Annotated in this window: 16 protein-coding genes; 15 read left to right on the top strand and 1 reads right to left on the bottom strand. The window is 69.9% G+C overall.

Annotated elements, in window-relative coordinates; genetic code table 11:
* Nucleotides 1-4: 4 nt before the first annotated feature.
* From J3R73_RS25550 to J3R73_RS25485, 14 genes are all read left to right on the top strand, one after another.
* Complete coding sequence (locus tag J3R73_RS25550; RefSeq protein ID WP_307433928.1) at nt 5-979, top strand: alpha-ketoacid dehydrogenase subunit beta; 975 nt, start codon at nt 5-7, stop codon at nt 977-979.
* The gene (locus tag J3R73_RS25545; RefSeq protein ID WP_307433926.1) at nt 979-2,244 is read left to right on the top strand and encodes an acetoin dehydrogenase dihydrolipoyllysine-residue acetyltransferase subunit; all 1,266 of its coding nucleotides are present in this window, start codon (nt 979-981) and stop codon (nt 2,242-2,244) included. Before J3R73_RS25550 ends, J3R73_RS25545 begins: the two co-directional genes overlap by 1 nt.
* 63 nt (nt 2,245-2,307) lie before the next feature.
* Nucleotides 2,308-3,414, top strand: a complete 1,107-nt coding sequence (locus tag J3R73_RS25540) for a sugar ABC transporter substrate-binding protein (RefSeq protein ID WP_307433924.1) — start codon at nt 2,308-2,310, stop codon at nt 3,412-3,414.
* Nucleotides 3,415-3,480: 66 nt separating this feature from the next.
* The gene (locus J3R73_RS25535) at nt 3,481-4,998 is read left to right on the top strand and encodes a sugar ABC transporter ATP-binding protein (RefSeq protein WP_307433922.1); all 1,518 of its coding nucleotides are present in this window, start codon (nt 3,481-3,483) and stop codon (nt 4,996-4,998) included.
* 2 nt (nt 4,999-5,000) lie between these two features.
* Nucleotides 5,001-5,987, top strand: coding sequence for an ABC transporter permease (locus tag J3R73_RS25530; RefSeq protein ID WP_307433919.1), 987 nt, complete (start codon nt 5,001-5,003; stop codon nt 5,985-5,987).
* A 43-nt stretch (nt 5,988-6,030) separates the two neighbouring features.
* Nucleotides 6,031-6,792, top strand: a complete 762-nt coding sequence (locus tag J3R73_RS25525; protein WP_307433917.1) for an SDR family NAD(P)-dependent oxidoreductase — start codon at nt 6,031-6,033, stop codon at nt 6,790-6,792.
* Nucleotides 6,793-6,875: 83 nt separating this feature from the next.
* Nucleotides 6,876-7,463: an ANTAR domain-containing response regulator gene (locus J3R73_RS25520; protein ID WP_307433915.1), complete on the top strand. Its 588-nt coding sequence runs from the start codon at nt 6,876-6,878 to the stop codon at nt 7,461-7,463.
* Nucleotides 7,464-7,574: 111 nt separating this feature from the next.
* Nucleotides 7,575-8,837 carry a CmpA/NrtA family ABC transporter substrate-binding protein gene (locus J3R73_RS25515; RefSeq protein ID WP_307433913.1) on the top strand — a complete coding sequence of 421 codons (1,263 nt, stop codon included), beginning with the start codon at nt 7,575-7,577 and terminating at the stop codon, nt 8,835-8,837.
* 320 nt (nt 8,838-9,157) lie between these two features.
* Nucleotides 9,158-10,375 carry a nitrate/nitrite transporter gene (locus J3R73_RS25510; protein ID WP_307433911.1) on the top strand — a complete coding sequence of 406 codons (1,218 nt, stop codon included), beginning with the start codon at nt 9,158-9,160 and terminating at the stop codon, nt 10,373-10,375.
* Between the two features lie 9 nt (nt 10,376-10,384).
* Nucleotides 10,385-11,623 carry an NAD(P)/FAD-dependent oxidoreductase gene (locus J3R73_RS25505; RefSeq protein WP_307433909.1) on the top strand — a complete coding sequence of 413 codons (1,239 nt, stop codon included), beginning with the start codon at nt 10,385-10,387 and terminating at the stop codon, nt 11,621-11,623.
* Nucleotides 11,623-13,389: a NirA family protein gene (locus J3R73_RS25500; RefSeq protein ID WP_307433907.1), complete on the top strand. Its 1,767-nt coding sequence runs from the start codon at nt 11,623-11,625 to the stop codon at nt 13,387-13,389. Before J3R73_RS25505 ends, J3R73_RS25500 begins: the two co-directional genes overlap by 1 nt.
* Nucleotides 13,386-15,014 (top strand): sulfite reductase subunit alpha, encoded by a 1,629-nt coding sequence (locus J3R73_RS25495; protein ID WP_307433905.1) that lies wholly within the window; start codon nt 13,386-13,388, stop codon nt 15,012-15,014. Before J3R73_RS25500 ends, J3R73_RS25495 begins: the two co-directional genes overlap by 4 nt.
* A complete protein-coding gene (locus J3R73_RS25490) occupies nt 15,014-17,707 on the top strand; it encodes a nitrate reductase (protein WP_307433903.1) in 2,694 nt (897 codons plus the stop codon). Before J3R73_RS25495 ends, J3R73_RS25490 begins: the two co-directional genes overlap by 1 nt.
* A 140-nt stretch (nt 17,708-17,847) precedes the next feature.
* Nucleotides 17,848-18,717 carry an oxygenase MpaB family protein gene (locus J3R73_RS25485; RefSeq protein ID WP_307433901.1) on the top strand — a complete coding sequence of 290 codons (870 nt, stop codon included), beginning with the start codon at nt 17,848-17,850 and terminating at the stop codon, nt 18,715-18,717.
* A gap of 80 nt (nt 18,718-18,797) precedes the next feature.
* On the opposite strand, the gene J3R73_RS25480 is transcribed toward J3R73_RS25485, so the two are convergent.
* A complete protein-coding gene (locus J3R73_RS25480) occupies nt 18,798-19,724 on the bottom strand; it encodes a LysR substrate-binding domain-containing protein (RefSeq protein WP_307433898.1) in 927 nt (308 codons plus the stop codon).
* A 359-nt stretch (nt 19,725-20,083) separates the two neighbouring features.
* Between J3R73_RS25480 and J3R73_RS25475 the strand changes: the two genes are divergently transcribed.
* A complete protein-coding gene (locus tag J3R73_RS25475; protein ID WP_307433896.1) occupies nt 20,084-21,112 on the top strand; it encodes a sugar ABC transporter substrate-binding protein in 1,029 nt (342 codons plus the stop codon).
* The last annotated feature ends 78 nt before the right edge of the window (nt 21,113-21,190 follow it).

The following is a 21,190-nucleotide window of genomic DNA, read 5'->3' as shown; positions in this document are numbered from 1 at the left end:
AGCGATGGTCGAGATCACATACCGCGACGCCCTGCGCCAGGCCCTGCACGACGCCATGGTCGCCGACGACAGCGTCGTCGTCATCGGCGAGGAGGTCGGCCTCTATGGCGGCGCCTATGGCGTCACCAAGGACCTCATCAGGCAGTTCGGACCGGAGCGGCTGATCGATACGCCGATCAGCGAGCCGGCGATCATCGGCACCGCCGTGGGCGCGGCGATGACCGGGCTGCGTCCGGTCGCCGAATTGATGTATGTCGACTTCCTCGGCATGACGATGGACCAGGTCGGCAACCAGGCGGCCAAGATCCGTTACATGTTCGGCGGCCAGATCGGCGTTCCCATGGTGCTGCGCACCCAGGGCGGCACCGGCCGCTCGGCCGGGGCTCAGCATTCCCAGAGCCTCGAAGCCTGGATCATGCACACGCCGGGCCTGCGCCTGGCCATGCCCGCCACCGCGGGCGACGCCTACCATCTCCTGCGCCACAGCCTGACGCTGCCCGACCCGGTGGTCTTCATCGAGCACAAATCGCTCTATGCCAGGAAGGAGGAGGCCGACCTCGAAACGCCCGACGCGCCCTGGGGCAAGGCCGTGGTGCGCCGCCGCGGCGAGCACGTCACCATCGTCACCTATTCGCGCATGGTGCATGTCGCCCTCGACGCGGCGAAGACGCTGGCGACGCGCGGCATCGAGGCCGAGGTGATCGACCTGCGCACCCTCAACCCGCTCGACATGGCGACGGTGATCGCCTCGGTCAACCGCACCGGCCGCGCCGTGGCGCTGAGCGAAGGCGTCCTCACCGCGGGCGTGTCCGCCGAACTCGGCGCCCGCATTTCCGAGGAATGCTTCGACTATCTGGAGGACCCCGTCCTGCGCATCGCCGGCGAGGACATCCCGATCTCGGTGTCGCAGGCGCTCGAAGGGTCCAGCATCCCGACGGTCGACCTCGTCGTCGAGAGCATCGAGAAGATGGTGCGCTGATGGCTTCGATCCTTGCATTGCCGCGCCTGGGCGAGACCATGGAGGAGGGAAGGGTCGCCGGCTGGCTCAAGAAGCCCGGCGACGCCTTCAAGCGCGGCGAGACCATCGTCGAGATCGAGACCGACAAGACGGTGGTGGAACTGCCGGCGCTGAGCGACGGCGTGCTCGTCGAGATCCTCGCCGCCGAGGGGGCGCAGATCAATGTCGGCGAGCCGCTGTGCCGCTATGAAGGCGGGACGGGCGAAGCCGAGGCCGCCGCTCCGGCGCCCCCCGCCGCCACTCCTGTCTCTCCCGTCGTCGCCCCCGCGGCGCCGCCCGTTCCCCCCGCGGCCGTTGCGGCCGCCGCCGGCCGGTCGCGCGCCACGCCGCTCGCCCGCCGTCTCGCCCGGCAGAACGGCATCGACATCGAGACCGTCAGCGGCACCGGGCGCCGCTCCCGGATCCAGGCGCATGACGTCGAGCGTCTCGTCGCCGCCACCGGCCGGCCCGCACCGGCCGACGATCCGAGGATCCGCTTCTGTGCCGTTCCGGCCGGGCGCATCGCCTACCGGACATGGAACGAGGCCGGCGCGGGCGCGCCGGTCCTCCTCCTGCACGGCTTCGGCGGCGACAGCCAGACCTGGGCCGTCCTCGCCGCCTTGCTCGCCCGGCAGGGGCGCAGGGTCGTCGCGCCCGACCTGCCGGGGCACGGCGCCACCGATTTCGAGGAAGCAGGGCTCGACGGCCTCACGGACGCCGTTGCGGCCTTCCTCGACGCGCTGCCGCTCGCCGATGCCGAACTGGTCGGCCATTCGCTCGGCGGCGCCGTCGCCATGCGCCTCGCCGCCCGGCTCGGCGCCCGCCTCGGCCGCGTCACCCTGATCGCGCCGGCCGGCCTCGGCAGCGCCATCGATGCCGACTTCATCGACGGCATGGCCCATGCCGCCACTGGGGGCGGCCTCGCCCACCTCCTGCGCCGCGTGGCGCTGCGCCCGCCCGTGCTGTCGGCTGCGCAGCTCGACGCGATGGCCGCCTCGCTCGGCGGCGGGCGCCTGCACGCCCTCGCGGCCGCCTTGGTGCGCGACGGGCGCCAGCAGGTCGACATCGTCGCCGATCTCGCGGCCAGCCAGGGCAAAGCCCGCCTGGTCTGGGGGCTGGAGGATCGCATCATTCCCTGGATCCAGGCCACCGCCGCCGGCAGCGCCACGCCCGTCCATTTCATTTCGGAAGCCGGTCACATGCCCCAATGGGACCAGCCGCAAAGGCTGGCGGCCCTCATCGCCTGAGAGCCGCCCAACAGCAAGAACAAGAACAACGCCGAAGATCAATTCGAAACCGGAGGAAACATGATGGATGAAGAAAAACCCGACATCGCACGGCCGACCCGCCGCGGCCTTCTCGGCGGCATGGGCCTGGCCGGCGCCGCCGCGGTGCTCGGCGGCACGCAGCTCGCCCAGTTCACGCTCGGCAGCACCCCGGCCTATGCCCAGGCGGCCAAGCCCCTGAAGGTCGCCGTCGTCGCCCAGCAGATGTCGGCCCAGTCCGACCAGCGTTCCTGGGCGGGGCTCCAGCAATGGCTGAAGAAGACCGGCCTCGACAAGGTCTGGCAGATCAACCAGACCGATGCCAAGGGCGATCCCGGCCAGCTGGTCAGCCAGATCGAGGATGCGATCACCGCCAAGTCCGACGCCATCCTCGTGATGTACGGCACTTTGACGGCGGCCAAGGCGGCGCTCGACAGCCTGACGAGCTCGAAGATTCCGTTCTTCAGCCTCGATTCGGGCTGGCAGTCGCCCGCCATCGCCGACATCACCTCCAACAATTACGCGATGAGCGCGCAGACCGTGCAGTTCATGATCGACACGCTGCTCGCCAAGGGCAAGACGTCGGCCAATATCTGCGCCGTCATCGCGAACTTCCACCATGGCACCCGCAAGCGCGGCAAGGTGATGAAGACGGCGCTGACCGAGAACGAGTGGATCTCGCTCAAGGACGAGCACGTCATCCAGTATTCCGGCTTCTACGAGACCACGCAGAACACCGTCAGCGACTGGCTGACCCGCTACGGCTCCGATCTCGACGTGATCTGGTGCCCGTGGGACGAGCCGGCGATGGCGGCGGCCGAGGTCATCGCCTCGCGCGGCCTGCAGGACAAGATCTTCGTCATCGGCCATGACGGGCATCCAACCGCGCTCGACCGCATGCGCAAGCCGGACTATCCGCTGCTCGCCACCACCGCGCAGGCCTTCGAAGTGTGGGGCGCCTATACGGGCTGGCTGATCAACGAGATCGTCGGCAAGGGCGGCGACGTCAAGAAGCTGGTGCCGGTGCCGACCGTCGAGTTCCCCGCGCCGCTGCTGGTCAAGGGCGTCAACATCCCCGACGCCAACACGCCGACCTACAATGCGCAGGACCTCTATTACATCTATCGCGACCGCGCGCTCGCCGGGATGTAGCCTGCCGATGCCGACGGGCGGGCCCCTCCCGCTCGCCCGTCGGACTCGCCGAAGCGGAGACGACCAATGCATGCGACAGTGGCCCCGGCGGAGCCGCGCCTCAGCGCGCGCGGGATAGGCAAGAGCTTCCACGGCCACCCGGCCCTCATCGACGTCGACCTCGATCTGAGGGGCGGGGAGATGCTGGCGGTGGTCGGTGCCAACGGCGCGGGCAAGTCGACGCTGATCAAGATCATCTGCGGCGCCCTGAGGAGCGACCGCGGCGAGATCCGCATCGACGGCCGGCCGGTGACGATCCAGTCCGTCGGCGACGCCCATGCGGCGGGCATCGCGGTGGCGCATCAGCAGATCGCCATCATTCCCTGCCTGACGGCGGCCGAGAACATCATGCTCGGGCGTGAGCCGCTGCGCGCCGGCTTCATCCGCAACGGCCCCCTCTATGCCGAGGCGCGGCGGATCGCGTCCCGTTTCGGCATCGATATCGCGCTCGACCGCGAATGCGGCGAGCTCGGCCTCGGCGAGAACAAGATCCTCGATATCCTCAAGGCGCTGGTCAGCGAGCCGGCCATCCTCATCCTCGACGAGCCCACCGCCTCGCTCACCCTCAACGAGAGCCGGAAGCTGTTCGCCTTCCTCCGGGACCTGAAGGCGCAGGGCCTCGCCATCATCTTCATCTCCCACCACCTCAACGAGATCTTCGAGCAATGCGACCATGTCGTCGTGCTCAAGGACGGGCGCAAGGTGCATGACGGGCCGGTGGCGCAGACCACGCCGGAAGAGATCGTGCACCGCATGGTCGGCCGCGCCATCGAGGATACCGACTGGTCGAGCTCCAAGGTGCACGGCAAGGTCACGCTCCGCCTTGAGGACACGACGATCGCCGGGCTCCGAGTTCCCGAGCTCACCGTCCATGCCGGCGAGGTCGTCGGCATCGCCGGCGTGCTCGGCGGCGGCCAGACCGAGGTGCTGGAGACGCTCGCCGGCGACGGCCCCCGGCCCGTCGGCGGCGACATCCTGGTCAATGGCGAGCCGGGCTGTCCCCGCACGGTGCCGGACGCCATCGCGCGCGGCGTCTATCTCGTCGCCGACGAAAGGCTGAAGAAGGCGCTGTTCCCCGGCCTGTCGGTCGAGGAGAACCTGCTCACCGGATCGCTGGCGGAAAAGAGCCGCTTCGGCTTCATGCAGGCCGGCGGCATCGCGGCGGCGGCGCAGGAGGCCACCCGCCGCCTCGCCATCAAATGCCGCAGCCGCGGGCAGGACATTCTCCAGCTGTCGGGCGGAAACCAGCAGAAGGTCGCCTTCGGCCGCTGGCTGATCCGCATGGACAATGGCAGCCGGAAGGCGAGGCCGCTCCTGCTCCTCGACAATCCCACCGAGGGGGTGGACGTCGGCAGCAAGGCCGAGCTCTACGGCCTGATCCGCGACCTCGCGCGGGGCGGTGCGAGCATCCTCATCGCCAGCGCCGAATTTCCCGAGATGCTGAAGCTGTGCGACCGCATCTACTGCGTCGCCGACAAATCGATCGGCACATGCCTCGACCGGGCCGATTTCTCCGAAGAACGCTTGCTGCTTGAGGTGAACTGATCATGAGCACGAACACACCGGCCGCCGAGGCCGGCCGCCTCGATCTCAGCGGGCTGATCGCGCGGTACGGCACCGTGATGGCCGCGGTCCTGATCTTCGCCGGCTTCGCCTTGGCGAGCGACCGCTTCCTCTCCGTCGGCAATCTCAGCAATGTGCTGATCCAGATCTCCGTCCTGGCGGTGATCTCGTCCGCCCTGACGGTGGCGGTCGCCAGCGGCGAGTTCGACCTGTCGATCGGCTTCGTCGCCAGCCTCGCCGTCGTGCTGGTCGCCGGCCTGATCGCCTGGTCGGGGCAGCCGGTCGCGGTGGCGATCCTGCTCTCGATGCTGGCGGGCGTGGCGGTCGGCCTCGTCAACGGCCTGCTGGTCACCGTGCTGCGCATTCCCTCGCTGATCGCCACCCTGGCGATGGGGCCGATGGTGCTCGGCCTCAACTATGCCTACACCAACGGCGATTCGATCTACGAGCCGATGCCCGAGAGCTTCTACTACATCGCCAAGGGCAAGCTGTTCGGCGCCGTGCCGGTTCCCGTGGTCATCGCCGCCGTGGTGGCGATCGTCTTCTATGTGCTGCTCAACCGCACGCGGCTCGGGCGCAACATCATCGCGACCGGCGCCAACATCCATGCGGCGCGGCTGTCGGGCATCCACGTCAACCGGGCCCGCGTCGTGGCGCTCGTCCTCTCGGCGCTCGGAGCCGCCATCGGCGGCGTCATGCTGACGGCGCGCCTCGGCAGCGGCCAGTCCGGCGCCGGCGATGCCTATCTGATGGACAGCCTGACGGCGGTGTTCCTCGGCATGACCGCGTTCAAGCCCGGCCGCGCCACGGTGCAGGGCACGCTGGTCGGCGTCGTCATCATCGGCATGCTCAACAACGGGCTGAACCTGCTCGGCGCGCCCTTCTGGGGCCAGAACGAGGTGCGCGGCCTCGTCATGCTCGCCGCCGTCAGCCTCGCCGTCATGACCACCGAGATCCGGTTCTTCAGGTAAGCATTCGCCGCCGGCGACGAACGACAAAGGGAAGGAAAACGCCATGACCAAGCCGTCGAACGGACGCGTCGCCCTCGTGACCGGCGCCAGCCGCGGCATCGGCCGCGCCATCGCGCTCGGCCTCGCCGCCGAAGGCTTCGACGTCGTCGTCAACGACATCGAGCGCCAGTCGGCGCAGCTGGAGGCCGTCGCCGGCGAGATCCGGGCGCTGGGGCGCAGGGCCTGGACCGTCTTCGCCGACGTCAGCAGCAAGAGCGAGGTCCAGGCGATGGTCGGCAAAGCGATCGCCGAGGCCGGACAGGTCGATGCCGTCGTCAACAATGCCGGCATCCTCATCTCGAAATCGGTCGACGACCTCGAGGAAGGCGAATGGGATGCCGTCCTCGACGTCAACGCCAAGGGCACCTTCCTGGTCGTGCAGGCGCTGCTGCCGCATATGAAGGCGCGGCACTACGGCCGGATCGTCAACATCGCCTCGATCGGCGGCAAGCATGGCGCGCCCAACCAGGCCCATTACTCCGCCTCGAAGGCGGCAGTGATGGGCTTCACCCGCGTGCTCGCGCAGGAGGTCGGCCCGTTCGGGATCACGGCCAATTGCCTGTGCCCCGGCATCATCGTCACCGACATGGGGCGCACCAACCTCGCCGACAAGGCCAACGCAGACCGCTGGATCGAGAAGACGGCGCTCGCCCGCCTCGGCCAGCCCGAGGACGTCGCCGGCCCCGCCTGCTTCTTCGCCTCGGACGCCTCGGCCTTCGTGACCGGCCAGACCCTCAATGTCTGCGGCGGCATCGTGCTGAGCTGACCGGCGCGTCCGCGCCCTCCCTCGGCCCCGCCTGCACAGTCTATGACCTTGCGGTGCGGCGGGGCCTCCGCGAATATGCGGCCATGAAGGACGCGCCGCTGCATATCCTGTTGATCGACGACGATTCGGTCCGGGCGTCAGTGATCGACGAGGGGCTGCGCGAGGCCGGGCACAGCCGGATCACCGTCATCACCGACATGCGGCAATTGCTGCGCCAGATCGTCGAGGCCGATCCCGACGTCATCTTCATCGATCTTGAAAATCCCAACCGGGACGTGCTCGAGCAGATGTTCCAGGTCTCCCGCAGCGTGCCCAAGCCGGTGGTGATGTTCGTCGACCAGAGCGACAAGGCCTCAACCGAGGCGGCCATCGACGCGGGCGTTTCGGCCTATGTCGTCGACGGCCTGCGCAAGGAGCGCGTCAAGCCGATCCTCGACATGGCGATCAGCCGCTTCAACGCCTTCCACCGCCTGCGCGAGGAGCTCCACCGCACCCGGCAGGCGCTGGAGGACCGCAAGATCATCGACAAGGCCAAGGGCATCCTGATGAAGAGCCGCGGCATTTCCGAAGAGGAGGCCTATGCCTTGCTGCGCCGGACGGCGATGAACGAAAGCCGCCGCGTCGCCGACGTGGCGCGCAGCCTGATCACCGCCGTCCGGCTCTTGAGTTAGAGCGTTCCACTTTCGGATCGAATCAACGAGAATCGCAAAATGCCTTCAGTACCAATGGGTTGAATTGGTGATCCGCTCCGGCTTGAACGCATTTTGCTTTAGGAGACGACATTGCAGGCGGATATCGAACGCATCGGCGCCCGGGACGCAAGCGAGGACGGGAGCACCCCTCTCACCCTCGGCTTCATTCCCCTCGTCGATGCCGCGCCCCTGATCGTGGCGAAGGAAAAGGGCTTCGCCGCGGCCGAAGGCCTGGCGCTGGCGCTGGCCCGCGAGACGTCCTGGGCCAATATCCGGGACCGGGTCATGCTCGCCCATTTCGATGCCGCCCACATGCTGGGCCCGATGCCGATCGCCTCGACGCTGGGCATCGGCCATGTCGCCGTGCCGATGATCGCCCCGTTCTCGCTCGGCCTCGGCGGCAATGCCATCACGCTGTCGCCCGCTGTCTACGAGGCGATGGAGGCGGCGGGCGCCGAACTGGGGGCCGGACCCGCCGCGATGGGGCGCGCCTTCGCGGCGGTCGTCGCCCGCGGGCGGGAGGCGGGCCGCGGGCCGCTGACCCTCGCCGTGGTGCATCCCTTCTCCGGCCATAATTACGAGCTGCGCTACTGGCTGGCTTCCTCCGGCATCGATCCGGACCGCGACGTGCGCATCATCGTGCTGCCGCCGCCCTTCATGGTCGACGCCGTGCTGGAGCGCCAGATCGACGGCTTCTGCGTCGGCGAGCCCTGGAATTCCCTGGCCGTCGAGGCGGGCGCCGGGGTCATCGTCGCGACCAAATCCGCCCTCTGGCGCCAGGGGCCGGAGAAGGTGCTGGGCTTTCGCGCCGATTTTGCCGAGCGTTCGCCCGAAACGCTCGCCGCCCTGCTGCGGGCGCTCTCGAAGGCGGCGGCATGGGCGGGCCACGCCGCCAACCACGCCGAGCTCAGCCTGATCCTCGCTGCGCCCGCCTATCTCGGCACGTCGGCGCGGATCATCGCCCGCGCCCTGAGCGGAAGCCTGGTCCGGAAATCCGGCTCGCCTCCCTCGCTCGTGCCGGACTTCCTGGTCTTCCACGACCACGCCGCCAATTTTCCCTGGCAGAGCCATGCTCTGTGGTTCTATTCGCAGATGGTGCGGTGGGGGCAGGTTCCCTATGCGCCCGGCCTCGCCGATACGGCCCGCCGGGTCTATCGGCCCGACCTCTACCGTGCGGCGCTCGCCGGCACCGGCATCGACCTGCCGCGCGCCAGCGCCAAGGTGGAGGGCGCCCTGAAGACGGCGACCCCGGTCGCCTCGCGCAACGGCGCCATGATCCTCGGGCCGGACGGCTTCTTCGACGGGCGGCTGTTCGACCCGGATGAGATCGAGGCCTATATCGCCTCCTTTTGAGGTGCCGGCGCGGCCGGCGCACCGAGCGTCCAGCCGAAAATATCGGCAGCTTTGGCGCTTCACGCATAAAATTTGGCCTTGCTCAAAAAAGCATCCGCCGCGTAAATTACGGCATGTTGAAAGGCATGATCCTTTCGTTGCACCGCCTGGGCCAATGACGGTCCGACCCGCGGTTCCCCTTCCGAATCTGGCCTCCTGAGGCCCTGCGCCCGTCGATGGGCGCGCTACGGCATCGCCGCCGATCCATTCCTGCCGCCTTTCGGCTTGGGATGGATCGGCGGCTTTTTTGTTTTGCGCCTACAACCCAGCGGAGCGCGACGATGAAGACGAGGGATTTCCTCAGATCCGGGCATTGGCCGACATTGCTCGCCGCCTTCTTCTATTTCGACATGAGCTTCATGGTCTGGATCATCCTCGGGCCGCTCGCCGTGCAGATCGCGCATGACCTCGATCTCGATCCGGCCGAGAAGGGCCTGATGGTGGCGCTGCCCGTGCTCGCCGGCGCCTTCCTGCGCGTGGTGAACGGCTATCTCGTCGATCGCCTGCGCCCGCGGCTCACCGGCATCCTGGCGCAGGTCATCGTCATCGCCGGGCTGCTCGCCTTCTGGCATTTCGGCATACGCAGCTACGGCACCGTGCTGGCGCTCGGGCTCGTCCTCGGCCTTGCCGGCGCCTCCTTCGCCGTCGCGCTGCCGCTCGCCTCGCGCTGGTATCCGCCGAAATATCAGGGCGTGGCGCTGGGCATCGCCGGCGCGGGCAATTCCGGCACGGTGTTCGCCGCTCTGTTCGCGCCGATGCTGGCGGCCGCCTTCGGGTGGAGCAATGTCATCGGCCTCGCGACCATCCCCCTGGCGCTGGCCCTCATCGTCTATCTCGCCTGCGCCAAGGACAGCCCGGACCAGCCGCCGTCCAAGTCGTTCGTCGAATATGCCAGGGTGCTGCGCCAGCCCGACGCCTGGTGGTTCATGTTCTATTATGCCGTGACCTTCGGCGGCTTTTCGGGGCTCGCCTCCTCCCTCGGCATCTATTTCAACACGCAATACGGCCTTGATCCGGTCACGGCCGGCTATTGCACCGCGGGCTGCGTCTTCGCCGGCTCGCTGGTGCGGCCGCTGGGCGGCGCGGCGTCGGACCGCTTCGGCGGCGTGCGCATGCTCACCCTGCTCTATGGCGTGGCGGTCGTCGCCCTGGTGCTGGCGAGCTTCGGCTTCGGCTCGCTCTGGGCCGGCTTCGCGGTCCTGCTCGTCGGCATGCTGGCGCTCGGCATGGGCAACGGCGCCGTCTTCCAGCTGGTGCCGCAGCGCTTCCGGGCCGAGATCGGCGTCATGACCGGGCTGGTCGGCATGACCGGCGGCGTCGGCGGCTTCTATCTCGCCTCCAGCCTCGGTTTCTCCAGGCAGATCACCGGATCCTACCAGGCCGGCTTCCTGATCTTCGCCACCCTGGCCGCGCTGGCGCTCGCCGCCCTCACCCGCGTGAAGCGACGCTGGCGCGCGACCTGGATCGCCGAAGGCGGCATGGCCGCCGCCCGCATCTGAGGACACATCATGCTCGAAAAGCTCCTGATCGTCGGCAACGGCATGGCCAGCGTGCGGCTGTGCGAAGAGGTGATGCGCCATGCCCCCGGGCGCTTCGCCGTCACCGTCGTCGGCTCCGAACCGCAAGCCGGCTACAACCGCGTCCTGCTCTCCGCCCTCCTGGCCGGGGACATCGGCGAGGCCGAGATCGCGCTGCGTGATCGCGACTGGTACGAGGCGCACGGCATCCGCCTCTTGACCGGCCGGCGCGTCATGGCGATCGATCCGGCCGGCCGCCAGGCGGTCCTGGAAGATGGCGGACGCCTTGCCTTCGACCGGCTGGTGCTGGCCACCGGCTCGTCCGCCCTGCGCCTGCCGATGCCGGGCATGTCGCTGCCGGGCGTGATGAGCTTCCGCGACCTCGGCGACCTCGCGGCCATGCGGCAGGCGGCGCAGGACGGCAGGCGCATCGCGGTGATCGGCGGCGGCCTGCTCGGTATCGAGGCCGCCTACGCCCTGGCGAAAGGTGGCGCCCCGGTGACGCTCGTCCACGTCATGGACCGGCTGATGGAACGCCAGCTCGACCGCCGCAGCGCCGCCTTCCTCAAGCGGGCGATCGAGCGCAAGGGGATCCGCGTTCTGCTCGACGCCCGGACCACCGAGGTGGTGGGACGGCAGGCGGCGGAGGGGCTGGCCTTCGCCGACGGCTCCTGCCTGCCGGCGGACCTGGTCGTCGTCGCGGCCGGGGTCCGCCCCAACATCGAGCTGGCCGTGGGCGCCGGCCTGCCGACCAAGCGGGGCGTGCTGATCGACGATCACCTTTCGACCGTCGTCCCGTTCATCCACGCCATCGGCGAATGCGCGGAGCATCGCGGCATCGTCTACGGGCTCGTCCAGCCGGCCTATGAACAGGCGGCGGTGCTGGCCCGGCGCTGGGGCGGCGAGCTCGACGCCGCGTATGAGGGCACGGCGCTCTCCACCAATCTCAAGGTCTCCGGCATTCCCGTCTTTTCCGCCGGAGACTTCCTCGGCGAGGCCGGCAGCGACGACATCATCCTGGAGGATCGGGCCGCCGGCCTCTGCAAGCGGCTGGTGCTGAAGGGGCGGCGGCTGGTCGGCGCGGCGCTCGTCGGCGAGGCCGAGGACGGGCTGTGGTACCGCGACCTCATCCGCACGCGCAGCGACATCTCCGCCATCCGCGACGGCCTGATCTTCGGCCGGGCCTTTTGCGAGACCCTCTCACCCGGACTGCACAGGGAGGCGGCCTGATGGGCAGCGATTTCTCCTCCGACCAGAAGCGTTATCTCGAAGGCTTCGCTTCGGGCCTGCAGGCCCTGCGCGGCGTCAGGCCGCCGCCGGCCGCGGCGGCCTCCCCGCCGACGGGACCGGATGCCGCCCACGTCACGGCGCAGGACGCGGCGGCGGCCGCCGGCAGGAAGCTGGCGGATCAGGAAAAATGGAAGCGGGCCGAGCACCCCTTCGATGCCTATCCGCGCCTGAAGGCGCAGGCGAAGGCGGGAGCCTTCCCGAAGCCGGAGGATAATTTCCGCTGGCGCTATTTCGGGCTGTTCCATGTCGCGCCGGCGCAGTCGAGCTACATGGTGCGCCTGCGCCTTCCCAACGGCATCCTCAATCACTGGCAGCTCGCCGGCATGGCCGACGTCGCCGAGAAATTCGGCGGCGGCTACGCCCATGTCACGACGCGCGCCAACCTCCAGATCCGCGAGGTGGCGCCCGACCATGCCGTCGACGTCGTCGAGGCGATCCAGGATCTCGGCCTCTGCTCGCGCGGCTCCGGCGCCGACAATATCCGCAACGTCACCGGCTCGGCGACAGCGGGCATCGACGGCCAGGAATTGTGCGACACCCGGCCGCTGGCGCGCGAATGGCACCATCACATCCTGAACGACCGCTCCCTCTACGGCCTGCCGCGCAAATTCAACGTCGCCTTCGACGGCGGCGGGCGCATCGCCACGCTGGAGGAGACCAACGACATCGGCTTCCAGGCGGTGACGGTCGCCGACGGGCGCGGCGTCGAGCCGGGCCTGTGGTTCCGCCTCGTCCTCGGCGGCATCACCGGCCATCGCGACCTGGCGCGCCCGACCGGCGTCTTCTGCCGCGCCGAGGAATGCTGCACCGTCGCCGACGCGATCGTGCGCGTCTTCATCGACAGGGGCGATCGTACCGACCGGACTCGGGCGCGCATGAAATATGTGCTCGATGCCATCGGCTTCGAGGCCTATCTCGCCGCGGTCGAGGAGAAGCTCGGCCGCGCGCTGACCCGCTTCCCCGAGGCGGCGACGATGCCGCGCCCGCCCATCGACCGGGCCGCCCATGTCGGCGTGCATCCCCAGCGCCAGGCCGGCCTCAACTGGATCGGCGTGACGCTGGCGGTCGGCCGGATGAGCAGCGCCCAGATGCGGGGGCTGGCCGCCATCGCCCGCGACCTCGGCGACGGCGATCTCCGGCTCACGGTCTGGCAGAACCTGCTGATCTCCGGCGTGGCGGATGCCGGCGTCGAGGCCGCCAAGGCCGCCCTGGAAGCGCTCGGCCTCGGCTGGCGGGCGACATCGCTGCGCGCCGGCCTCGTCGCCTGCACCGGCGCGACGGGATGCAAATTCGCCGCCGCCCACACCAAGGAGCACGCCATCGAGCTGGCCGACTATGTCGATGCGCGGCTGGTGCTCGACGTGCCCGTCAACGTGCACCTCACCGGCTGCCACCATTCCTGCGCCCAGCATTATATCGGCGATATCGGCCTGATCGGCGCCAAGGTCGCGGTCGGCGACGAGGGCGACCAGATCGAGGGCTATTCGATCGTGGTCGGCGGCGGCTATGGCGACCAGGCGCGGATCGGCCGCGAGCTGTGGCGCGACGTGCCCGCCGACCAGTGTCCCGACAGGGTCGTCGGCCTGCTGCGCGCCTATCTCGGCCACCGCCACGGCCCGCAGGAGAGCTTCCAGGCCTTCACCGCCCGCTACGCGCCGGACGACCTCAGGATCCTCGTCGACAAAACGGAGCTCGTCGCGGCATGAACATGCTCGTCCCCCCGCCGATGCGCACTCTCATCCCGCCCGACGCCCCCTTCACGCCGGAGCAGAGGGCCTGGCTGGACGGCTTCTTCGGCGCCATGCTCGCCGCCGAGGGCGCCGTGGCGCCGGCCGGGTCAGTGAACGCGCCGGAAGCGGTTGGCGGCGCGGCGCCGCCGGTCCTGGCCGACAATGACGATGCACCCTGGCACGATCCGGGCATGCCCCTGGCGGAGCGCAGCGCGCTGGCGGCGGACAAGCCGCTCGCGCCGCGCCTGATGGCCGCCATGGCCCAGCAGGATTGCGGCCAGTGCGGCTACAATTGCGCCGACTATGCCAATGCGCTTTTCCTGCGCAAGGAGGAGCGGCTGACCCTGTGCGCCCCCGGCGGCAAGGAGACGGCGCGCATGCTCAGGCAGCTCGCGCAGGAGATCGGACAGGAAATCGGACAGGACGGCGGGAAGAGCGAGCCGCCGGCGCCGGCTGCCGAAGCGGTCGCCGCGCCCTCCGCCGGCGGCCCCGGCCGCTCCCGCGACGACCCGGTGGCGGCGCGCTTCGTCTCGCGGCGCCGGCTCAACGGCGCCGGCTCGGCGAAGACGACCTGGCATGTCGAGTTCGACCTCGGCGCCAGCGGCCTGGACTATGTCGTCGGCGACAGTTTCGGCGTCTTCCCGAAGAACCCGCCCGGCCTCGCGGACCAGATCATCGCCATGCTCGGGGCGCGGCCGGAGACGCCGATCGAGGGCCGGACCTTCCGCGACCGGCTGATCGAGGACGTCTCGCTCGGCTCGCCGCCCGACAGCCTGTTCCAGCTGCTGTCCTATCTCGCCACGGGCGATCTGCGCCGCAAGGCGAGGGCGCTCGCCAGCGGCGAGGACCCGGACGGCGACGCCGCCGCTCTCGACGTCCTGTCGGCGCTGCACAAGTTCCGCGGCATCCGGCCGGGGGCCGAGGCCTTCGTCGAGGCGCTCGAGCCGCTGCAGCCGCGGCTCTATTCGATCTCGTCCTCCCACAGGGCCGCTCCCGGCCGCGTCTCGCTCACCGTCGACGGCGTGCGCTATCGCGTCGGCCCGCGCGAGCGGCTCGGCGTCGCCTCCATCTTCCTCGGCGAGCGCATCGAGCCCGGCGAGGACCTCAAGGTCTATGTCCAGAAGGCGCATGGCTTCCGCCTGCCCGACGATCCGCAGACGCCGGTGATCATGGTGGGGCCGGGCACCGGGGTGGCGCCGTTCCGCGCCTTCCTGCAGGAGCGCGCGGCCATCGGGGCGCGCGGCCGCAACTGGCTGTTCTTCGGCCACCAGCATCGCGACCATGATTTCCTCTATGAGGAGGAATTCGCCGCCATGCGCCGGAGCGGCCATCTCAGCCGCCTGTCGCTCGCCTGGTCGCGCGATGCCGCCGGCAAGTTCTACGTCCAGGACCGCATGCGCGAGGTCGGGGCCGAGCTCTGGCGCTGGCTCGCCGAAGGCGCGCATTTCTATGTCTGCGGCGATGCCAAGCGTATGGCCCGGGATGTCGAGCGCGCGCTGGTGGACATCGTGGCGCAATGGGGCGCGCGGTCGGCCGAGGAGGCGGCGGGCTTCGTCGCCGCCCTCAAGAAGGCCGGGCGCTATCAGGCGGACGTGTATTGATGGACATCGGCGCATCCCCCTTCCATTCCGCGGCCCCCCTGGCCCAGGCCGGCGTCCGGACCACCTGCGCCTATTGCGGCGTCGGCTGCGGGGTGATCGCCACCCCCGACGGCGCCGGCGGGGCGGCGATCGCCGGCGACGCCGCCCACCCCGCCAATCGGGGCCGGCTCTGCGTCAAGGGCGCGGCGCTCGGCGAGACGCTGGCGACGGAGGGGCGGCTGCACTACCCCGCCATCCACGGCGTGCGCACCACCTGGAACCGTGCGCTCGATGCGGTGGCGGAGGGATTGCGCCGGGCATCGGAGCAGCACGGCCCGGATGCGGTGGCGTTCTATCTGTCGGGACAATTGCTGACCGAGGATTACTACGTCGCCAACAAGCTGATGAAGGGCTTCATCGGCTCGGCCAATGTCGATACCAATTCGCGCCTCTGCATGGCCTCGACCGTCGCCGGCCACAAGCGCGCCTTCGGCGCCGACATCGTTCCCAATTGCTACGAGGATCTCGACGAGGCCGATCTCGTCGTGCTCGTCGGCTCCAACACCGCCTGGTGCCATCCGGTGCTCTTCCAGCGCATCGAGCAGGCGAGGGCCGGTCGCGGCTGCCGCGTCGTGGCGATCGATCCGCGCCGGACCGTCACCGCCGGCAGCGCCGACCTGCATCTGGCCGTCGCGCCGGGCATGGACGGCGTGCTCTTCGCAAGGCTGCTGGTGGAGATCGCCGAGCGGGGCGCGCTGGACCGGGACTTCGTCGCCCGGCACACGGCCGGCCTGGACGAGGCTCTGGGCAATGCGCGCCGGATCGCGCCGGATCGGGCCGCCACGGCCGCCCGCTGCGGGGTGGGCGAAGCCGATCTCGCCCTCTTCCTCGACTGGTGGATCGCCACGCCCCGCGTGGTCACCTGCTTCAGCCAGGGCGTCAACCAGTCGGCGCAGGGCACCGACAAGGTCAACGCCATCCTCAATGTCCATCTCGCCGCCGGGCGCATCGGCCGGCCGGGATCCGGCCCTTTTTCGCTGACGGGCCAGCCCAACGCCATGGGCGGGCGCGAGGTCGGCGGGCTGGCCAACCAGCTCGCCGCCCATATGGGCTTCGCGCCCGAGGAGGTCGATCGCGTCGGCCGGTTCTGGCAGGCGCCGAGGATGGCGCAAGGCGAGGGCCTCAAGGCCGTGGCCCTGTTCGAGGCGGTCGAGCGCGGCGAGATCAAGGCGCTGTGGGTGCTGTGCACCAATCCCGCCGCCAGCCTGCCGCGGGCCGATGCCATGCGCAGCGCCTTGAAGAAGCTCGATTTCCTCGCCGTGTCGGAGATCAGCGCCCATGTCGACGGGCTCCTCGACGCCGCCACCGTGGTGCTGCCGGCCGCGGCATGGGGCGAGAAGGACGGCACCGTCACCAATTCGGAGCGCCGGATCTCCCGCCAGCGTCCCTTCCTGGCGCCGCCGGGCGAGGCGCGGCCGGACTGGTGGCAGATCTGCGAGGTCGGCAAGCGGCTCGGCCATCGCCACGCCTTCGATTTCCGCAAGCCGGCGGACATCTTCCGGGAGCATGCCGCGCTCTCGGCCTTCGAGAATGACGGCACCCGGCTGTTCGACATCGGCGGCCTCGCCGAGATTTCGGACGAGGCCTATGACGATCTCGCGCCGGTGCAGTGGCCGCTGCCGAAAGGCGCCATTGCCGGAACCCCGCGTCTGTTCGGACAGGGCGGCTTCGCCCATGCCGACGGCAAGGCGCGCTTCGTCTGTCCGGCGACGCCGAGCCTGGCGGCGCAGCCGGCGGGGGACTATCCGCTGATCCTCAACACCGGGCGCGTGCGCGACCAATGGCACACGATGTCGCGCACCGGCCTCAGCCCCGGTCTCGCCCGGCACTGCCCGGCGCCTTTCGTCGAGGTGCATCCCGAGGATGCCGGGCGCTTCGGGCTCGCCGACGGCGGCTTTGCCGTGGTGTCCACCCCGCATGGCCGCGTCGAATTGCGCGTCGTCGTCACCGCCGGCCAGCGTCCCGGCTCGATCTTCGCCCCCATCCACTGGACGGAAGCCACCGCCGGGCGGGCGCGCGTCGGCGCCCTCGTGCATGGCGTGGTCGACCCGGTGTCGGGCCAGCCCGACTCCAAGGCGGTGCCGGCGGCGATTCGGCCCTGGACCGTGCTGGCGCAGGGCTTCATCGTCGCCCGCAAGCGCCAGCCGATGCCGGCCTGGCTCAGCCATGCGCGCATGGCGGTCGTCGGGGGCGAGGTCGTCAGCTTCGCCAGCCCCCGGGCGCCCGGGCCGTTGCACGATCTCCTCTCGAACTGGCTCGACCTGTGGGCCAGTCCCCTGAACCAGCGCAATCCGGCCGCCGGCCTCTACCGCGCCGCCTCGCTGCTCGACCACCGGCTGGAAGTCCTGCTGTCGACGGGGCCGCTGGCGGACGAAGCCGGCCTCGACTGGGCGATCGAGCTCCTCAGCCGGGACCGCATCGACGCGGCGACGCGGCGCTATATCCTCGCGGGGCGGGCGCCGGGTCCGCCCGAGGACAGGGGGCCGCAGGTCTGCGCCTGCTTCGGCGTGCGGCAGAAGGCGATCGAGGACTGCGTGCGCCGGGGCGCCCGCAGCGTCGAAGCCGTCGGCAAGGCCGTCAGGGCCGGCACCAATTGCGGCTCCTGCCGGCCGGAGATCCGGAAATTGCTCGAGGCCAACCTCTCGGCCGCCTGAGGCGCGCACATCGAAGCGCCCCTTCTTGAAACGGGGCGAGCCATCCCGACCTTAGGACGAGCCGGTGATCGCAAAGCGATGTTGCGCGTGCCCTCCGGGGCCGTCCGTCACCGGCGCCAGACGAGGCGAGGGAGAGCATCATGCTCGACGCTCTTCAGGCGTTGATGGGGCCGCCGAAAGGCATGGACGTCGATTTCGAGACGCCGCCCGGCGCCCCGGCGCTCGCGCCGGCCGACGGCATTTCCTGGCAGATCTTCAGCAATCCGATCGCGCTCTTCATCGGCGGGGTGGCCGCAGTGTTGCTGGAGCTGGCCGAGCCGTCCGTGCGTTCGGGCGTGTGGGAACATAGCGGCTTCCGCAGCGATCCCGCCACCCGGCTCCGCCGCACCGGCTATGCCGCCATGGTGACGGTCTATGCGCCCCGGGAAGAAGCCGAGCGGATGATCGCCCATGTCGTCCGGGCGCATGATCGCGTGCGCGGCACGACCCCCGGCGGGAAGCCCTATCACGCCAACGATCCCGTATTGCTCGACTGGGTGCAGGCGACCGCGATTTGGGGCTTTGCGGAAGCCTTTCACCGCTATGCGCGGCGCCTGACGGCAAACGAGAAGTCGGCGGCGTTCCGCGAAGGCGAGGCGGCGGCGCGGCTGTATGGCGCGACCGGGGCGCCGGGCGACTGGGCCGCCTGGGACGCGCTGCTCGCCGGCACCGCGCCTCGCCTCGAGGACCACGCCATTCTCGCCGAGTTTCTCGACATCATGGCAGGGGCGGACATTCTTCCCGCGCCCCTGCGGCCGCTCCAGCGTCTCCTGATCCGCGCCGCGGTCAGCCTGACGCCGGAGCCGGTGCGATCGCTGCCGTCCTTGGAGGGGCGGGGTCTGCGGTTCGGGGAAGCGGGCCTCGTCCGCATGCTGGGGCGTGCCGCACGGCTCATCCCCCTCGCGAATTTGCCGCCTGCCCAGGCAAGGCGGCGCGTCGCCGCCCTGCCGATGCCGGCAACCGGGCATTGACGCCCTCCACGCCGTGAAGGCCGTCGGGCGTCGGAAGAGAGCCGGGGCAGGCGGGTCCGCTCCGGCGTTCGGGCCGCCGGTCAAGGCGCCGCGGGGGTGCGCGCCGCCTCGGGCGCGCTCCATCGGCGCTGCCAGGCATCCCGCTCCTGGCGGAGCCATTCGAGGAAGACCCGCACCTTCTTGTGGCGCAGATGGTCGCGCGGGCAGACGATCCACTGCGTCACGAGGCGGAGCTCGGGCGGCGAGGCGAGCGGGCATACCAGCAGGCCGCTGTCCAGCTCGTGCTCCGTCATCAGGGTGCTTTCGAGGGCGATGCCCATGCCGTTGACCGCGGCGTCGATCGCCATGTGGCTGCGGTCGAACAGCACCTTGCGCCAGCGCTCCGCCGGGGTGACGCCCGCCAGCGGGAACCAGCGCGTCCATTGCGCCTGCGACTTGAGCGAATGGATCAGGCGGTGGCGCGCGATCTCCTCCGCCGCCAGGGAGGCCGCGGCGGCGAGGGACGGCGCGCAGACGGGCAGGAAGCTCTCCTCCGCCAGGCCTTCGACGAACAGGCCGGGCCAGCGCCCGTCGCCATGCCGGATCTCCAGGTCCACCAATTCGCGGCTGAAATCCGTCGGCTCGTTGGTGCCGTCGAGGCGGACCTCGATGTCGGGATGGCCGTCGAGGAAGGAGGCGAGGCGCGGCAGCAGCCATTTGTTCGAGAGCGTCGGCGTCGCCCGGATGTTCAGCGTCAGGATCGAGCGGAAGCCGCGGATCAGGTTCGTCGCGTCGGCGATGCCTTCGATGCCGTCGGTGATGCTCTCGAAATAGCGCTCGCCGGCCTCGGTGAGGGCGATGTGCCGGCCGACCTTGACCATCAGCGACGTGCCGAGCTGGACTTCGAGCGCCTGGATCTGCTGGCTGACGGCGGACGGCGTGACGTTCAGCTCTTCGGCCGCCTTCGAAATGCTGCCCGCTTTCGCGGCGACATGGAACACCCAGATGGCGCGTATCGGAAGCTGCATCGGTCACGATACCTGCAAAGAGCGTGACGGCTTGTCGGATCGATCGATTAAGCCAGGCTAACAAGTCACACAAGTCTTCTAAATACACTTAACAGACGCTTCGGCCTACGTTCCCGGCATCGAGGTCGGGCCGGGGACGCCGGCGGTTTCGAGACGGTGGCGGTCGGACACAGAAGCCGGGCGCCGCCGGCACCGCAAGCGGCCGCGGCTGCGCGGGCCTGCTCTTTCCCGCCGGTGCGGCGTTCGCCTCGGAAAGCCGGACGGGCCGTCCCGGCTGCGGCTCGGGCGGTTCGACGGAAACCATAACAGAGCCGCATGCCGGGCCGGCGGCCCGATGCGGCGGATGAGGGAGAAAACACATGTCTGTTCGACGCGACCTCCTGGTTGCAACCGCCACCCTTGCCGGCCTCCTCGCCTGCACCGCCGCCCGATCGGCCGAGACCTGTTCGGCCTATCCCACGGGCACGGCGGACAAGATCGAATCGACCGCGATCGAGGCCCGGTTCGGCGCCACGCCGAAACCGGGCAAGGCGCTGCGCTTCGCCTATGTCTCGAAGACGCTGATCAACGAATTCTGGCAGGACGTCGCGGCGGGCGTGAAAAGCGAGGCCGGGAAATACGGCGTCAAGGTCGACGTCCAGGCCGCCAAGGACGAAGCCTCCATGGTCGAGCAGCTCAATCTCGCCCAGACCATGGCCTCGCAGAAGCCGGATGCGCTGCTGCTCTCGCCCCAGTCGGATTCCAATCTCGCGCCGGTGATCAAGGCGGCCAGGGCCGCCAACATTCCCACCATCATCATCGACGACGCCCGCACCCAGGGCGCGAGCGTCTATATCGGCACCGACCAGGTGCAGATCGGCGGGCAGGCCGCGACGTTCCTCCATGACAGCTTTCCCGCCGGCGGGAAGGTCGCCCAGATCGAGGGGATGGCCGGCTCACCCAATGCCCGCCTGCGCATGCAGGGCTTCCGGACGCAGCTGCAGGCCTATCCCAACCTGCAGCTGGTCGCCAGCCAGCCCGGCAATTGGGATCGCCTGACGGCGCTGAACGCCACCGCCAACATCCTGCGCCAGCATCCGGATCTGGTCGGCGTCTACGCCAACAATGACGGCATGGCGCTCGGCGTCTACGAGGCCGTGAAGAATGCCGGCGCCGCCGGCAAGGTGGCGGTGGTCGGCACCGACGGCATCCCCGAGGCCAAGAAGTCGATCGCCGCCGGCGCCATGCGGGCGACCGTCGCCGAGTTCCCGGTGGAGGAAGGCAGGCTCGGCGTCGACGTGGCGCTGCGGCTCATCGGCTGCCAGCCGATCCCGCCCTGGGTGCTGTCGCCGCAGGCCGTCATCACCAAGGACAACGTCGCCAAATATCCCGACACCCATGTCGATTGAGGCGCCGGCCCTCGCGTGAGGCGGCGTCGATCCCCCCTGCGGGCCGGATCGATGCCGCGGGCCTCCCGCAGGCGGGCG

The organism is Labrys monachus, from assembly GCF_030814655.1.
Taxonomy (GTDB): domain Bacteria; phylum Pseudomonadota; class Alphaproteobacteria; order Rhizobiales; family Labraceae; genus Labrys; species Labrys monacha.
Note: the sequence above shows the minus strand (reverse complement) of the source record. Positions and strands in the feature narration are given on the sequence as shown.